Origin of the sequence: Streptomyces klenkii, from assembly GCF_003626645.1 — a bacterium.
Classification (GTDB): Bacteria; Actinomycetota; Actinomycetes; order Streptomycetales; family Streptomycetaceae; genus Streptomyces; species Streptomyces klenkii.
The window spans coordinates 343,149-359,273 of the sequence record NZ_RBAM01000001.1; the positions used below are offsets into that span (position 1 = coordinate 343,149).

A 16,125-nucleotide genomic window follows, 5' to 3' on the forward strand; every position below is an offset into this window, starting at 1 on the left:
AGGGGGATGTCGTGCATGGCGTGGCCGGCACATCGGGACCGGGAGATGACCGTACGGAACTGCTCCCGCGCGGCTACCGCATCGGCGACTGGGAGGTCACCGAGCCGATAGGGGCCGGTGGCTGGGCAACCGTCTACGCGGGACGGTTCGCCGGTGACGGGGCGGCGGACGGCCGCGGGGCAGGGGAGCCGGGGCGCGGCGCCGTAGCGCTCAAGGTCCTGCCGACCGCCGGGCTGGCCCCGCGCCAGGCCCGCAAGGCGGCGGAAACCGCGCGGCGCGAGGTCGAGTTCGGCCGCCGCTCCTCCCACCCGCGGCTGATCCGCCTGCTGGCGTCCGTCGTGCTCGGCGAACCGGACCTTCCGGTCCTCGACGGTGCCGTCGTGCTGGTCATGGAGCGGGCCGAGCGCAGCCTGCGGGATCTGCTCGACGCCGAGGCGACCGACGGCGGTGTGACTGACGCCGGCGTGACCGAAGCCGAGGGCGCCCGGCTGCTCGCCGAGATCTGCGAGGGCCTGGCCCACCTGCACCGCAGCGGCTGGGTGCACGGGGACCTCAAGCCGGACAACATCCTGCTGATGGCGGACGGTTCGGTGAAGCTCTCGGACTTCGGGCTCGCCACGGAACTGACCGGCACCCGCGGCACCCACGGGTACGCGCCCCCGATGGGCACCTTCGACTACCTCCCGCCCGAGCGCTGGAAGGCCCCGCTCGGCGAGTACGGAGTGGAGGTCCGGCCGAGCGCCGACATCTGGGCCCTGGGCATCATGATCCACGAGGTGTTCGCCTCCGGCGCCCCGCCGTTCCCCGGCGCCACGCCCATGGCCCGCGCCGCCGCGACGCAGGAGTACGCCGAGGGGCGCGCACCGCTCCGCCTGGACAGTGCGGTCCCGCCGTTCTGGCGCGCGCTGGCCGCCGACTGCCTGGCCCCGACCCACGCCGCACGTGCCGCGCACACCGCCGAGAGCCTCCTGGCGCGCATCGCCACCGACCGGCAGGCCACGGAAGCCGAGCCCACGGTGGGGGCGGGCGGGGATCCGGCGTTACGCGGGCGAAGGCCCTGGAGGGTGAGTCGGCGGACGAGCCGGCCATCGCGTCGGCCAACACGCAGGGGCCGAAGAACGCGCGTTGCACTCGCGGCCGTTGCGGTGTGCACGGTGGGTGCGGCGATCTGGCCGTACGCCGTACGCGGCGGCGCATCCGGCTCGCACGGCGCGGCCAGAGCATCAGGCACGCCCGGCGCCACCGCCGCCGAAGCCACTGGCCGGATCCGGGTGTTCAACGCCGAGAAGAGCTGCCGGGACCGTACGGACCGGGACCCGCAGTGCAGTCTCGGCCTGGCGATCGACCCCACCCGGCCCTACACCATCGACAACGTCGTACCGACGCGCGTGTGGCACGGCGATGAGCTCGCCGTGGACTGCCTCCTCCCCCAGGGGATCCCCATCATCGACGAGGCGGACACGCTGTCCGCCGTCTGGTACCGCGTACGTCTCCCGCGGGGTGCCACGCGGCCCACCGCCTGGCTGCCCGCCGTGCGCTCGAAGGACCATCCATCGGTCCCCGAATGCCCGCGCCCCGCACCCGTCACCGCACCCGCATCCGCACCCGCACCCGCACGGCGATGAGACTCCGGGGCCGGGCCGTCACACCCGGAGTCCATCGCGAACCGCCGCGCGTGTCACTCCGGATCGTTCCGGATGGCTCGCTCAGCGCTCCCGTGGTGAGCACCGGCCCGGCAACGCGGGTCAGGACTCGGCGACCGCTTGCAGGGGGCTGAGCGCGGCGGCCCGGCGGGCGGGGAGCGCCGCCGCGGCGGCGCCGACGGCGAGCGAGAGGACGACGACGAGGGCGAGCGTGCCCCAGGGGAGGGCGAACGCGTACTGAGGCACGGCCCCGTTGGCGAGCCCGCTGATCTTCCACGCTCCGAACAGGCCGGCGGCGAGCCCCAGCAGCGTGCCGTACGCGGCGACGGTGAGGGATTCGAGGCGGATCATCCGCCGGATGCCCGTACGGTCCATGCCGATCGCCCGCAGGACCCCGATCTCCCGGGTGCGTTCGGAGACCGACATGGCGAGCGTGTTGACCATGCCGAGCGCGGAGATGATCACGCCGATGGCGAGCAGCCCGAAGACCATGGTGATCAGATCGCCCGCGACTCCGGCCTGCTCCTGGACGAGCTGGGCCCGGTTCTGGACCTTCAGCAGGGGGCTGTTGTCGACGGCGCCGCGCAGCTGCTTCTCCAGGTTCCGGGAGGCGGCCGTGCCGTGGTGTTCAGTGGCCACGAGGATGCGCTGGAGGGAGTTGCGCAGGTAGCTGTGCTGCTGGACGTCGCCGCGGTCGGCGAGGACGTCCTGGGCGGTGGGGTTGTCCTCGTAGACCCCGACGACGGTGTAGGACCGCTCGCGGTCGCCTCGGCCGGGGCCGCCCTGACCGGGGCCGATGCTCGCCTTGATCAGTCCGCCGGTGCTGACCCGGTTGTCGCGGGCGAAGCTGCTGGAGACGGCGATCCGGCCCGGTCCGAGGTCCTCGGCCGAGCCGCTGGTGAAGCGGAGCTTCATGACGGCCCCCACGGTCTTCGGGTCGACACCGGAGACCGGCCGGGCGGAGGCGCCGGCGGTCATGGTGGAGTCCGCGACGGCGGACGCGGTCGCGACCCCCGGCACGGCGGCGACCCGCCGGACGGCGGCCGCGTCGATGGCGGTGGTGGTGTTACGGGTGCTGATGACGTAGTCGGCGCTCAGGCCGGCGGCGGCCTGGGAGTCCAGGGCCCGGCTGGAGGAGTGGTCGATGACGGCGAGTCCGGAGACCAGCGCGGTGCTGATCATCAGGGCGGCGGCGGTGGCGGCCGTGCGGCGGGGATCCCGTAGGGCGTTGTCCTTCGCGAGGCCGCCCGCGACGCCGCCGAGCCGGGCGGTGAGCCGGCCGAGGAGCCGGATCACCGGGCCCGCCAGCAGCGGGGCCAGCACGATCAGACCGGTCACGAGGACGCCGCAGCCGAGCATGGCTGTTTGGAGGTTCTCGTCCGAGGCGTCCTTCGCGCCGCTCAGGGAGATCAGCAGGCCGCCGCCGGCGAGGAGCATGACCGCGCCGGCCGCGCCGCGGATCCGGGACACCGTCGTGGAGGGCGGCTGCTCGGCGGTGCGCATCGCCTCGACGGGCGCGATCCTGGCCGCGCGGCGCGAGGGCAGCCACGCGGCGAGGACCGTAACGCCGACACCGACCGCGAGGGAGGCGAGAACCGGGGCCGGGCCGATCACCAGCGGGCCCCGGGGCAGCAGATCGTCCGCGGTGCCGAGCAGGCCGGGCAGGGCAGTGGCCACACCGAGCCCGAGGACAAATCCGGTTGCGGAGGCGACGAGGCCGACCAGGGCCGCCTCGGCGAGCACCGAGCCGACCACCTGGCGGCGGGTGGCGCCGATCGCGCGGAGCAGCGCGATCTCGCGGGAGCGCCGCGTGATGAGCATGGTGAAGGTGTTGATGATGAGGAACGAGCCGATGAAGAGCGACACCACGGCGAAGACCATGGGCAGCCGGGCGTAACTGCTGGTCTTTGTGTCGATGAAGACCGACTGCCGGGCGGCCTTCGCGGTCGCGGTGGTCACCTCGGCGCGGTCGGCCGGCAGCAGCGCGCTGATGCGCCGGGCGAGTTCGATCCGGTCGGTGCCGGGCGCGGCGGAGACGTCGATCCCGGTGTAGTGGCCCGGCGTGGCGAACAGCTTCTGCGCGGTGGCCTTGCCGAACACGGCGAGGGTGCCGCCGGAGGTGACCCGGGTGTCGTCGGACGAGACGATGCCGACCAGCCGCATGTGGAGGACCGGGCCGTCGGTGGCCAGGGTGACCGTGTCACCCAGGGAGTACGAACCGGCCGCGGCAGTGCCGCGGTCCAGGGCCACCTCGCCGTCCGTGCGCGGGGCGCGGCCGGCCGTCAGCGGGTAGCGGCGGTCCTTGCCGTCGGGGCCGGGGACGTAGGCGGCGGCCAGCTTGCCCATGGCGTTGCCCGCGCGCATGGGGGAGCCGTCCTTGGCGGCCAGGGTGGCCGAGCCGTCGGCCGTCGGACGGGCAGCGGTGACACCGGGAACGGCGGCCAGCTCGGCGACGAGCGCGTCGTCGAGGACGGTGGTGCGCTCGCCGGCGGGGGCGCCCGGGGGGTATTTCGGGTCCACGGTGACCGCGATGCCGGCGTAGTTCTTCGCCATGGAGGCGCGGTAGGCGGCGGTGGTGGAGTCGGCGAAGACGAGCGAGCCGGAGATGAACGCGACCCCGAGGCTGACCGCGAGGACGGTCATGATCAGACGGGCCTTGTGCGCGAGGACGTTGCGCAGGGCTGTTCGCAGCATGGCGGCTTTCGGAGAGTGTGAGTACGGCGGAGGGCGGAGGGGGCCGGGGAACGCGTTCAGGAAGTGCGGCTACGGGCCGCGGGGCCCTGCGCGGTACGGCCCTGGGCTTCGAACGCGAGCATCCGGTCGAGGACGGCGCCGGAGGTCGGCTCGTGCAGTTCGTCGACCAGGCGGCCGTCGGCGAGGAACACCACGCGATCGGCGTGGGCGGCGGCCACGGGGTCGTGAGTGACCATCACCACCGTCTGCCCCAGTTCCCGCACCGAGTCGCGCAGGAACCCGAGCACCTCGGCGCCGGAGCGGGAGTCGAGGTTGCCGGTCGGCTCGTCGGCGAACACGATCTCCGGGCGGGAGACCAGGGCGCGGGCCACGGCGACGCGCTGCTGCTGACCGCCGGAGAGCTGGGAGGGGCGGTGCGCGAGCCGGCCCGCGAGGCCGACGGTGGAGACGACGGTGTCCAGCCACGCGGCGTCGGGCTGCCGGCCGGCCAGCCGCAGGGGCAGGGTGATGTTCTCCAGCGCGGTGAGGGTCGGCAGCAGGTTGAAGCCCTGGAAGACGAACCCGACCTTCTCCCGCCGCAACCGGGTGAGCTGCCGGTCGTTGAGGGCGGACAGCTCGACGCCGCCGATCCGGGCCGACCCCGAGGACACCGGGTCCAGGCCCGCCATGCAGTGCATCAGCGTGGACTTGCCGGAACCGGACGGGCCCATGACGGCCGTGAACCTGCCCCGCGCGAACTCCACGGACACCGCGTCCAGCGCGGTGACCCGCGTCTCGCCCCTTCCGTACGTCTTGGTCAGGCCGGATGCGCGGGCGGCCGGCTCCACGAGGGGTGCGCTGGAGGAAGGGAACGTCTGTGACATGGATACTCCGCCTGGCGTGCGACGGCTCGCGAGGAGTTCCGCGAGCCGGGGGACGTATCCATCCTCACGGCCCTGAACTGCGAAAACATCGCTCTGGAGGCGGGAGTTGACCTCTGCCGAAAGGGCAGTGGTGCCTGATTCCTCTCTACCGAAGGGCAGAGAGGACGGCCGGGGAGCTCCGCCTACGGGGAGAGGCGGCAGTGGCCGTTTCGTCAGGAGGCCAGGCCGGTCCGGTGGGCGAGCAGCGCGGCCTGGACGCGGCTCGTCGAACCGGTCTTGTCCAGGATCGCGCCCACGTGCGTCTTCACCGTGCCGATCCCGATGCCGAGCCGCGCGGCGATGTCCTGGTTCGACAGCCCCTCGCCGAGCATCGCCAGGACCTCCCGCTCCCGGCCGGTGAGCCGGGCGATCCGCTCGTCCGCACGCCCGCCGTCGGCGTCCTGCGCGCCACCGGCGCGCAGCATCCGGGAGATCACCGCCCCCGTCACGCCCGGGGAGAGCACGGCGTCCCCGGCGGCGGCCGCCCGTACCGCGCTGATCAGCTCCTGCGGGCCCTCGTCCTTCAGTAAGAACCCGGCGGCGCCCGCCCGCAGCGCCCGGACGACATTGTCGTCGTCGCCGAAGGTCGTCAGCATCACCACGCGCGGCGCGGGGTCGAGGGCGAGCAGCGGAGCGATCGCGGCCAGCCCGTCGCACACCGGCATCCGGATGTCCAGCAGCACCACGTCGGGGCGGTGCGCGGCGGCCGACTCGACGGCCTGCCGCCCGTCCGGGGCCTCGGCGACGACCTCGATGCCGTCGGCGTGCCGGAGGATCAGGCGTACTCCGTGCCGGATCATCGTCTCGTCGTCGGCGAGCAGGACGCGGATGGCCCGGGCGGGCTCGGTCACGGGGTCTCCCAGGGTGCGGCGTCCCGGACCGACGGGACGGTGAAACGGTCGATGGCGATGAGGCGCTGTGAGGCGTCGAAGCAGTAGCGGGCGACGATCAGGCCGCCGGGGCGGGGCTCGGTGGCGCCGTTGAACGGGTAGACGCAGCCGGCCGTGCCGGCGGGGCGCGGCGGTTCGTGGCCGGTGGCCGCGGCCCGGACGGCCTTGTTGTCCGAGACGCCCGTTGCCGCCACGTCGGCGTAGGTCATGCCGACCCGGGGCAGCGGGCTCGGCCCGGCGTTCTTGTGCGGCGCGGTGGCGTACACGAAGGCGGTCCCGAGGACCATCAGCACGCTCAGCGCCGCCAGCCCGAGGGCGAGGGTCAGCACCTGGGCGGTCCGGCGTTCGGGCGGGGTGCCTGCGTCGTGGCTCGCGTCGTGACCTGTCACGTCGCCGGCCGTGTGCGCGCGGGCCGGCGCGCGGGCCGGGGTGTCGCCGGGCTCGGCCGGCACGACCGCGTCCACCTGGAAGCCGCCGGACGGCAGGGGAGCGGCGTCGAACGTCCCGCCCAGCAGCTCCACCCGCTCCCGGAGTCCGGTGAGACCGCGGCCGGTGCCCACGCTTCCGGCGGAGGCCGGGGGCGCGGGCGGGGCGCCGTTGCGGACGGTGACCCGTACCGTCTCGTCGCCGTGCACCACCGTCACGGTGACGTGCGCCGCGCTCGCGTACCGGTGCACGTTGGTCAGGGACTCCCGTACCACCCGGTGCACTGCCCGGCGCACCCGCGCCGTACGGGCGTCGAGGTCCGGCCCCGTCCAGTCCAGCCGTACGGCGATCCCGCCGTTCCGGGACTCCGCCACGAGCGACTCGATGTCGGCGCGCGTACCGGTGGCGTCGGTGAGCGCCTCCGGCCCGGTGTCCCGGCCCAGCGGCCCGAGCACCCCGACGGCCTGCCGCAGCTCGCGCATCGCGTCCCGGGTGGTCCGCCGCACCAGCACGGCTTCCTCGCGCAGCTCGGGGTCGGCCCGCTCCAGGGCCAGCTCCAGCCCGCCGGCGTGCAGCGAGATGAGGCTGAGCCGGTGCCCCACCAGATCGTGCATCTCGGCGGCGATGCGGGACCGCTCGTGGGTACGGGCCTCGCTGTCGGCGGAGCGGCGGGCCCGCTCCGCCGCGTCCCCGCGCTCACGCAGCGCCTGCACCAGCCGCCGCTGCTGCCCGTACGACGTGCCGACCAGACCGGGCACGAGCACGGCGGCCGGCGTGAGGATCAGACCGAGCGCCAGGCCGTACTCCACCGGCCCCGGACCGGACCAGGGCGCCGACACCGTCGCACACACCACGACCACAGCGGCCGCCGCGACCAGCAACCGGCCGCGCCGCCGCGCCCGGACCGTCCGCCGCGCCACCGCGAACGCGGTCGCCGCCGTGACCGGCCCGACGCACGGCGCCGCACCCGTCAGCGCGGCGAGGACGAGGAGCACGGCCACGGGGAAGCGGCGACGCAGCGGAAAGAGCCCGGCACCGACGGCCAGCGCCGTCACCTGCACATACGGGTGAGCCGGAAACCCGAGCCCCGCGACAGCCCCCCACACCACCAGCCCCGCGGACACCACCCCGCCCGTCTCCACCACCGCGCGCAAGCGACCGCGGTCGGGAAGGGAACGGAACAGACGAGTGAGTGCCACGCTGACCAGTATCAATGCCCCCATCCGCGACAACGTGCACCTCACGACCGATCTCCGCCTCTGCCGAAAGACAGAGAGAGGCGGCTTCAGTTTCAGCCGTAGGGCTTTGCTCCCTGGAGCGGTTGCCTGCTGTGCGATGCGCGGGCTCGTTTACGGCGCGCCCTGACGGGCCAGGCTGCGGACCATCCGGATCAGAGAAGCACGCTCCGCCTCGGGGTCGGACGGCCTGTCGAAGATCATGCGGACGGCCTGGGGGACCGTGAACCACCAGGCGGCCAGGGCCAGCACGGCATAGAAGAGCTCCTCGGGCCGCAGGCCGCCGTCCAGTGCCCCGGCGCGCTGGGTCTGTGCGAGGGCCGCGACGCGCGAGCCGTACGTGGCGGTGCGCTCCGGTTCCTTGAGTGCGGGGCCGCCCCGGTCGAGGAGGCCCTCCCAGTGCAGCAGGCGGATGAACTGGGGCCGGGACCGGTGGTAGTCGTACAGCAGACCCGCGTAGTGGCCGAGGTCCTCGGCCTGCTCGGCGGTGAGCGGGATGGTCGTGGCGATGCGCTCCAGCTCCGTCTCCATCACCTGCCCGAAGAGCTGCCGCTTGTTGCCGAAGTACTGGTAGATCCGCTCCTTGTTCACGCCGGCGCGAGTGCCGATGCGTTCGATGCGAGCACCGTCGAAGCCGTGCTCGGCGAATTCGTCGACGGCGGCGTCGAGCAGGGCTTGTCGGGTGCGTGCGGTGTCCCAGGCCATGCCCCGATCATATGCGACTCCAACCAACCGTTTGGAGATTGCTTGAAACTTCAGCTAATCTCCAAACGGTTGGTTGGAATTTGATCGCCAAGGAGTCCGTACGCATGTCTGAGCACACCCCTGCCGTCCCCCAGGCCGGTCCGCCGCCCCGGCACCACATGGCACTGATGATCTGGATGTCGGTCTTCCCGACGCTCACCGTGCTGGAGCTGCTGTTCCACGAATGGCTCCAGCGCCTCCCGCTCGTCCTCCAAACCCTCGTCCTCAGCGCGTGCGTAGTCCTCACCGTGGTCTATGTCCTGATGCCGCGACTGCAACATCTGCGGCTCCGGCTGCTCACGCGCGGCACCCGCTGACACTCACCGCGTCACTGAGCCGGACCACTCACGCTTCTTCTCCGGCGTAACACGGACGGCGGCCGACGTACACCACGGTGTACGTCGGCCGCCGTCCGGGAGCCTCTCCGGCTTATGCCGTGAGCGTGTGTTTTCGTTCAGACGATGTCAGGGAGTCGTCAGGGAGTCGTGAGGACGACGAGTTGCCGGGTCGCCCGGGTCATGGCGACGTAGCGGTCGACCGCTCCCTCGATGCCCTCGCCGAAGTTCTCCGGGTCGACGAGGACGACCAGGTCGAACTCGAGGCCCTTCGACAGCTCCGGGGTCAGGGACCGGACGCGGGGCGTCTCGCGGAAGGCGGGGTCGCCGATGACGCAGGCGGTCCCGTCCGGCTGCGAGGCGAGCCAGGTGTCGAGGATCGTGCTCAGATCCGCAGTGGATCCGTGCACGACGGGGATGCCGCTGCTGCGGATGGACGTCGGCACGTTGGCGTCCGGGAGCGCGGCGCGGATGACCGGCTCGGCTTGCGCCATGACCTCTTCCGGCGTCCGGTAGTTGATGGCCAGGGAGGCCAGGTTGATCCGGTCGAGCCCGATCCGCTCCAGCCGCTCCTGCCACGACTCCGTGAACCCGTGCCTGGCCTGGGCGCGGTCCCCGACGATGGTGAAGCTCCGGGACGGGCAGCGGAGCAGCAGCATCTGCCACTCCGCGTCGGTCAGCTCCTGGGCCTCGTCCACGACGACGTGCGCGAACGGGCCGGCGAGCAGGTCCGGTTCGGGGGTGGGCAGGGCGCTCTCGTCGACCAGGGCGGTCCGCAGGTCCTGTCCGTGCAGCATCGTCACGGCGCCCTCACCGTCGGGATCGGCGTCGAGGATGTTGTCGATGACGCCGGCCATGCGCTCGCGTTCGGCAGCGACGGTGGCCTTGTGCCGGCGCTTGCGCCGCGACGCCTCCGGGTCGCCGAGCCGCTGCCGTGCCGCGTCCAGGAACGGCAGGTCGGATATCGTCCAGGCCCGGGCATCCGCGCGCTGGAGCTTCCGCACGTCCTCGGGGGCGAGCCAGGGAGCGCACAGCCGCAGGTAGGCGGGCACGGTCCACAGGTCTCCCACGATGTCCGCCGCTTCGAGCAGCGGCCACGCGCGGTTGAAGGCGGTGAGCAGTTCCCTGTTCCGCCGCAGCGACTTGCCGAGCTGGTCGGGCGAGACGTCGCCCTCGTGCTCGGCCTCGTGCTTGTCCACCAGGATCTCGAGCAGTTCCTCCCAGACCTGCTCGCGCGCGTCGTTGTGCGGAGTGCCGGGTTCCGCCGCGTCGAACGCCGCGGCCCAGTCGTCGGCGGTCAGCCGGATGTCGGACCAGTGGGTCGTGACCGTCATCCCCTCGGCCGGCGGCTCCTCGTAGAACCTGACGGCCTTCTCGATCGCGTTCACCAGCTCCGCGGACGACTTCAGGAGGGCCACGTCCGGGTCGGCCTCGACCCCTGCCGCGGCTCCCTCGGCGACGAGGTCCCGCAGGATGCAGGTCTGCACGCCCTCCTCGCCGAGGCTGGGGAGGACGTCGGCGACGTAGGCGAGGTAGGGCCGGTGCGGGCCGACGAACAGCACGCCGCCCCGGCGGTGACCGAGGCGCGGGTCGGAGTAGAGGAGGTAGGCGGAGCGGTGCAGGGCGACGACGGTCTTCCCCGTACCCGGGCCGCCGTCGACGACGAGGGCGCCACGGGACCCCGCCCGGATGATGGCGTCCTGGTCGGCCTGGATGGTGCCGAGCACGTCGCGCATGCGAGGCGACCGGCTGCTGCCCAGGCTGGCGATGAACGCGGACTGGTCGTCGAGCGCCGCGTGCCCGGCGAACCCCTCCGAGGCGAACACCTCGTCCCAGTAGTCGCTGATCCGGCCTCGCGTCCAGCGGTACCTGCGGCGGCTCGCCAGGCCCATGGGGTTGGCGTGGGTGGCGCCGAAGAACGGCTCGGCCGCCGGGGAGCGCCAGTCGAGCAGCAGCCGGCGACCCGTGCTGTCCGTAAGGCCGAGCCGTCCCACGTACACCGGCTCGGAGCTGTCCGCGCCGACCATGTGCCCGAGGCACAGGTCCAGGCCGAAACGGCGCAGGGTGCGCAGGCGGGCGGTCAGCCGGTGGATCTCTATGTCCCGGTCCATCGCTTCCCGGCCCGCGCCGCCGGGCGCCCTGCGCAGGGCGTCGAGGTGGTCGGACAGCTCCGCGATCGCCTGCTCAAGGCTCTCCGCGATGGCGGTGAAGTGCTGCTCGTCGCCGGCGATCAGCGCCGGGTCGGCCTTGGGGGAAAGGCGGTCGGGAAGGTCAAAAACGCTGGTGGTGGTCAGCGGGTGCACGGCATCGGCTCCGATCTGATGTCGCTCGCGACCATGTGAGCGCGCAGCGAGAAGCGTCCGGACCGGCAGCGGGCGGCGCACGGGGTGGCCACGTCGGACGGAACAAATCTCCGTCCGACGTGGACCCCGTGGCCGGCCGCTGCCGGTACAGGTCGCCAGGGTGATTGTGCAGGTTTTCGCGTTACGGGTCGGGTTCAGGGTCGTTCCGGGTCGCGTTCCGGCTCGGTGACCCTGTTCGGTTCACGCTGTCAGGGGCGCCTGTCCCCGGCCGGCCGTCCGGGGACGACTGATCGCGTCGAGCAGCAGCTTCGCGGCCACCGCCGCTCCGTCGGTGCGGATCGCGTCGGCCACGACGGCCGCTCGTGCGCGGGTCCCGCGGGCCAGGGCCGTCCCGAGCGCGGCCGACAAGGACTCGAAGGTCGGAGCCGGACCGTCGTGCGCCGCGCCGACGCCCAGCTCGGCGACCCGCCCGGCCCAGTACGGCTGGTCCGTCGCCTGGGGCACCACGACCTGCGGCGCGCCCGCCCGCGCGGCCGCCATCGTGGTGCCCGCGCCGCCGTGATGCACGACGGCGGCCACCTTGCCGAACAGCGCCCGGTGGCTGACCTCGCCGACGAGGAAACAGTCGTCCTGGTCGTCGATCAGGTCCAGGTCGGCCCAGCCGCGGGCCACGACCGCGCGGCGGCCCTGCGCCCGGACCGCCTCGACGGCCACCTGCGCGACGTCCGCCGACGCGTGCATCGGCATGCTGCCGAAGCCCACGTACACCGGGGGCGTACCGGCGTCCAGGAACGCCACCAGCTCGTCCGGCAGCGGGCGCTCGTCGGGCAGGATCCACGCGCCGGTCTGGACGACATCGAGGCCCGGCGTCTCCCGCCACGGGTCCAGGACCGGGTCCGTCGCCAGCCACGGCCGGCCGCCGACGACGTAGTCGCGCACGTCGTCCACCGGCGGCAGGCCGTGCGCGACCCGGTTGGTGTTGAGCGCCTCGCCGAACAGCGCGTTGATGCTCCGGGCGTCCAGGTCCCACAGCACGCGGTTGTCGGTCACCTCCGGCGGGAACGGCCGGCCCGGATACGCCAGCGGCGCGCGGTGCGGCGACGGCAGGGTGAGCTGCTGGAACGTTACGGACACGGAGGCGATGCCCAGCTTCTCGGCCACCGACAGCGCGCCGGCCGCGGCCGGCACCATTCCGGTCGCCACCACCGCGTCACACCCCTCGGCCGCCTCGGTGATCACCTCGAACTGGGCGGCGATCAACGCCGCCGCGCGCTGCGGCAGGGATGACGGCGCCGGCGCCGCCTTCGTCAGCTTGCGCGCCGACGGACCGACCGGCACCAGCGGCACGCCCACATCGGCCAACCGCTGCGCGAAGGCCTCGTCCGGCGGCGCGCACACCCGCACCTCCGCGCCGAGTGCCCGCAACTGCACCGCGAGAGCCACCAGCGGTTCGACGTCCCCACGCGACCCATACGTCGACAACAACACGCGCACTTTGTGACTCCCCGTTTCCGCAGGTTCCGGCCCTAGGCTTCCGCCCTGGGCGTGCCTAGGCGTGAGATTCTGCGGCACGAGGGGGGCCTTGCCGCAAGGCCCCTAGTGCGCTATAAGTTAAGAGTGGCAAGGAGTGGGTAATCTCCTTGCCTTTGTTTTTTGTCTCGGCGAGGCCGTTCGGACCTGGGTCTCCCGCCAATCACCGGGCCGACCATACGGTCTATCGATATGAGACATCGCATCGCAGTGGTCGGGAGCGGCCCTGCCGGCCTTACCTTCGCCCGCGTCCTGCACCGTCACGACTACCCCGTCGCCGTCCTCGAACGCGATCCCGCCCCCGACGCCCGCCCCCCGGGCGGCACGCTGGACCTGCATGAAGGGATGGGCCAGCTCGCGCTGGACAAGGCGGGACTGCTGGCGGAGTTCCGGGCGCTGTCCCGTCCCGAGGGGCAGGCCATGCGCATCCTGGACACGGACGGGACCGTCCTGCGCGACTGGCAACCCCGTCCGGACGACCGGGCCAATCCTGAGATCGACCGCGGGCAACTCCGTGACCTGCTGCTCGGCCCTCTCGACGTCCAGTGGGGCCGGGGCGTGACGCGGGTGGTGCCGGGGACCCGGGACGGTGTGCTGGTCCATTTCGCGGACGGGCGACAGGAGACGTTCGACCTCGTGGTCGGCGCGGACGGCGCCTGGTCCCGGGTCCGCCCGGCAGTCTCGCCGGTGGTGCCGCACTACAGCGGCGTCACCTCGATCGAGACCTCCCTCGACGACGTCGACACCCGCCACCCCGACCTCGCCCGGCTGATCGGCGACGGTTCCCTGGCCGTGTACGGCGTGAACCGAAGCCTCGTCGCCCAGCGCAACAGCGGCGGCCACGTGAAGGTGTACGCCAAATTCCGCGCCCCGCTGGACTGGCACACGCACCTGGACCTGGCCGACGCCGAGGCCGTGCGATCGAGTCTGCCGACCCTGTTCGACGGCTGGGCCGCTCCCGTCCTCGACCTCCTCCGCAACGGCACCGCTTTCGTCCACCGCCCCTTCCACGTCCTGCCCGTGTCCCATGCCTGGGCCCACGTCCCCGGGGTGACGCTCCTGGGCGACGCCGCCCATCTGATGCCCCCGCTGGGGGTGGGCGCGAACCTCGCGATGCTGGAAGGCGCCGAACTCGCCGAGTCCATCGCCACCGGCCCCGGAGATCCGGACGGAGCCGTCCGCGCCTTCGAGGAACAGATGTGGGCGCGGGCCGGCAAGTGGGCGAAGATCACGGCGGCCGGTCTGGAACGCCTTGTGAGCCCGGATCCCGCCGAAGCCCTCGCCCTCTTCGACCAAGTCCAGCCGTCCTGACCGCCGAGCGCGAGCGCGGATACCGGTGCCCGGCCCGGCGAGGAGGGATAATCAGGGGATGGAGTCTCCCGTTCCCGTTACGCTTCCCGGTCCGGATTGGCCCGAGGGGCCGGACCTGCATCCGGTCTCCGACGTGGTGGATTACCTCACGGGGGAGTGGACCGTCGAGCGCACCCTCGTCGATCTGGGTGCCGGGCGCAGCGGGTCGTTCCGCGGCACGGCGGTGTTCGGGGCGGCCGGCGACGGCCGGGTGTCGCATACGGAGGAGGGCGAGCTGCGCTGGGACGGCGGCACGCCGGGCCGAGCGGGCCGCACGCTCGTGCTGCTCCCCGGGGCGGACGGCACCTGCGAGGTCATGTTCGCCGACGGCCGCTTCTTCCACGACCTCGACCTGCGTACCGGCGGGTGGGCTGTCTGCCACCCCTGCGCGGCAGACCGCTACGAGGGAGCCTTCGCGGTCGTCTCCCGCGATGAGTGGCAGGTCCGCTGGCGCACGACCGGCCCGGCCAAGGACCACCTGCAACGCACGGTCTACCGGCGCGGGCCTGCCGCCGGGGCGTAAGCGGGCCCCGCTGCCTATCGGTCGGCCCTTCACCCCTGGCGGTTTCCGTACGTCTCTCCGGGCGAAGTATCGGAAGGGTGGTACGGCGGAGGGGGAGACCATGACCGTGATCGTCGGGCTCGTACACAACGAGCGGGTGCACCTGGGCGGGGATTCGGCCGGTGTCTCCGGCCTCAGAGTCACCGTGCGCCGGGATCCGAAGATCTTCCGCAACGGCCCCTACGCCATGGGGTTCACCACCAGCTTCCGCATGGGCCAGCTGCTGCACCACGCGTTCAAGGCGCCGAAGCCCAAGGGCGACCTGGACCGGTTCATGGCCACCGTCTTCGTCGACAAGCTGCGCACCTGTCTGAAGGAAGGCGGCTGGGCGCGCAAGGACTCCGAGCAGGAGGAGTCCGGGACGTTCCTCGTCGGCATACACGGCCGCCTGTTCGCCGTCTACGACGACTACCAGGTGGCCGAGCCCGCCGACGGATACGCGGCCGTGGGGTGCGGGGACGAATTCGCGCTCGGCGCCCTGCACGCCACCGCGGGCCTGGACATCGCGCCCCGCAAGCGCCTGGCCCTGGCTCTCGCGGCCGCCGGCCACCACAGCGCCGGAGTCTGCGAGCCGTTCAACTACGTCACTGCACGAAAGAGCCCCTCATGACCGGGGAACCGTGTCCGGTCCCTTGGCCGCGGTGCCGTCGGCGATCCGCAGCACCGGATCGTCATCCGGTTCAGTCGGCGAAGCGATTGCGCGGGACATCGCAGATCAGGTAGGGGATGCGGGCTTCGCAGGCGTCGCAGGAGTGGGCGGTCCAGGAGTTCGTGGCGCCTTGTCCGTGCCAGGTCCGCATGTGGTCGGCGTCCGTGGCGCCGGCGCCGACGTAGACCATCTCGCTCATGCGCAGGTAGTCGACGTTCTGCCATTTGAGGCCCATCTTGCCCAGGCCCACCAGGAGTTTGACGGCGGAGCACGGCCGGGTGACGCCCGCTATGCCGTCGCCCAGGTTCACCTTCTCGCCGCGGACGGTCAGCCACCCCTGGTTGTTCGCGGGAAGGGACGGGTTCACCTGTGTCCACTTCCCCGGGTGGTAGGTGATTCCGTCGAGGTGCTTGTCCTTGATCCACGGTTCCGGGGTGCGCCCGCTGGAGGCGACGAGGAAGTATTCGTGCTGATTGATCTTCGCCTCGAGCACGCCCATCATGAAGACGGCGGTCGGATCGCCGACGAGGCTCTTGTCCTTCCGCAGATTGGCGCCGATCTGCCCGACGACGCTGCGCAAATCCTCGCTGTCGGTCACTTCCGGAATGCCGTGGAGCAGCTTCCCCTTGTCTTTCTTGTTCCGGGCGTAGTGGCACCTCGGGCAGGTGTCTGAGGCACGGCCACCGTGCCGAAGATTGATGTCCCCACCCTTATTGCGGCGCTTGGTGTCCGGCATGCTCGGCCTTCCGTCAATTGTCCGTGGCGCGGGGAAAGTAGCACGTGAGAGCCCTGCCGCCGGCCTCTTGTGAGGAGCCATCGGCCAGTTCTGGACGTCGTCGCGTCATGTCGCGTCGGAGGGTCG

General features: G+C 72.4%; 13 protein-coding genes. 5 read left to right on the forward strand and 8 right to left on the reverse strand.

The annotated features are described in order from the left end of the window. Positions 1-20 precede the first annotated feature (20 nt). Entirely contained in the window at positions 21-1,625 is a 1,605-nt protein-coding gene (locus D7231_RS01085; protein ID WP_241999496.1) for a serine/threonine-protein kinase, read from the forward strand. 120 nt (positions 1,626-1,745) lie between these two features. On the opposite strand, the gene D7231_RS01090 is transcribed toward D7231_RS01085, so the two are convergent. From D7231_RS01090 to D7231_RS01110, 5 genes are all read right to left on the reverse strand, one after another. Continuing rightward, entirely contained in the window at positions 1,746-4,337 is a 2,592-nt protein-coding gene (locus tag D7231_RS01090) for an ABC transporter permease (protein ID WP_120752981.1), read from the reverse strand. A gap of 56 nt (positions 4,338-4,393) precedes the next feature. Continuing rightward, entirely contained in the window at positions 4,394-5,200 is an 807-nt protein-coding gene (locus tag D7231_RS01095) for an ABC transporter ATP-binding protein (protein ID WP_120752982.1), read from the reverse strand. Positions 5,201-5,412: 212 nt separating this feature from the next. Continuing rightward, positions 5,413-6,090, reverse strand: coding sequence for a response regulator (locus D7231_RS01100; RefSeq protein ID WP_120752983.1), 678 nt, complete (start codon positions 6,088-6,090; stop codon positions 5,413-5,415). Next, positions 6,087-7,754, reverse strand: coding sequence for a sensor histidine kinase (locus D7231_RS01105; protein ID WP_241999497.1), 1,668 nt, complete (start codon positions 7,752-7,754; stop codon positions 6,087-6,089). The genes D7231_RS01100 and D7231_RS01105 overlap by 4 nt, the downstream gene beginning before the upstream one ends. A gap of 150 nt (positions 7,755-7,904) precedes the next feature. Next, a complete protein-coding gene (locus tag D7231_RS01110) occupies positions 7,905-8,495 on the reverse strand; it encodes a TetR/AcrR family transcriptional regulator (RefSeq protein WP_120752984.1) in 591 nt (196 codons plus the stop codon). A gap of 104 nt (positions 8,496-8,599) precedes the next feature. Between D7231_RS01110 and D7231_RS01115 the strand changes: the two genes are divergently transcribed. Continuing rightward, entirely contained in the window at positions 8,600-8,851 is a 252-nt protein-coding gene (locus D7231_RS01115) for a putative antibiotic biosynthesis monooxygenase (protein WP_120752985.1), read from the forward strand. 158 nt (positions 8,852-9,009) lie between these two features. Here the strand turns inward: D7231_RS01115 and helR are convergent, their stop codons facing one another. Both helR and D7231_RS01125 read right to left on the reverse strand, forming a co-directional pair. Beyond that, positions 9,010-11,172: an RNA polymerase recycling motor ATPase HelR gene (helR, locus tag D7231_RS01120; RefSeq protein ID WP_120752986.1), complete on the reverse strand. Its 2,163-nt coding sequence runs from the start codon at positions 11,170-11,172 to the stop codon at positions 9,010-9,012. Positions 11,173-11,412: 240 nt separating this feature from the next. Beyond that, positions 11,413-12,666, reverse strand: a complete 1,254-nt coding sequence (locus D7231_RS01125; RefSeq protein ID WP_120752987.1) for a glycosyltransferase — start codon at positions 12,664-12,666, stop codon at positions 11,413-11,415. Positions 12,667-12,894: 228 nt separating this feature from the next. Between D7231_RS01125 and D7231_RS01130 the strand changes: the two genes are divergently transcribed. From D7231_RS01130 to D7231_RS01140, 3 genes are all read left to right on the forward strand, one after another. Then, positions 12,895-14,013: an FAD-dependent oxidoreductase gene (locus D7231_RS01130; protein WP_120752988.1), complete on the forward strand. Its 1,119-nt coding sequence runs from the start codon at positions 12,895-12,897 to the stop codon at positions 14,011-14,013. A gap of 133 nt (positions 14,014-14,146) precedes the next feature. Further along, positions 14,147-14,575 carry a DUF6314 family protein gene (locus tag D7231_RS01135; protein WP_324197142.1) on the forward strand — a complete coding sequence of 143 codons (429 nt, stop codon included), beginning with the start codon at positions 14,147-14,149 and terminating at the stop codon, positions 14,573-14,575. 100 nt (positions 14,576-14,675) lie between these two features. Further along, on the forward strand, positions 14,676-15,224 hold the full coding sequence (locus tag D7231_RS01140; RefSeq protein WP_120752989.1) for a hypothetical protein: 549 nt from the start codon (positions 14,676-14,678) through the stop codon (positions 15,222-15,224). Positions 15,225-15,294: 70 nt separating this feature from the next. Here D7231_RS01140 and D7231_RS01145 read toward each other — a convergent pair whose 3' ends face one another. Beyond that, the gene (locus D7231_RS01145) at positions 15,295-15,861 is read right to left on the reverse strand and encodes a hypothetical protein (protein WP_120752990.1); all 567 of its coding nucleotides are present in this window, start codon (positions 15,859-15,861) and stop codon (positions 15,295-15,297) included. Between the last annotated feature and the right edge of the window lie 264 nt (positions 15,862-16,125).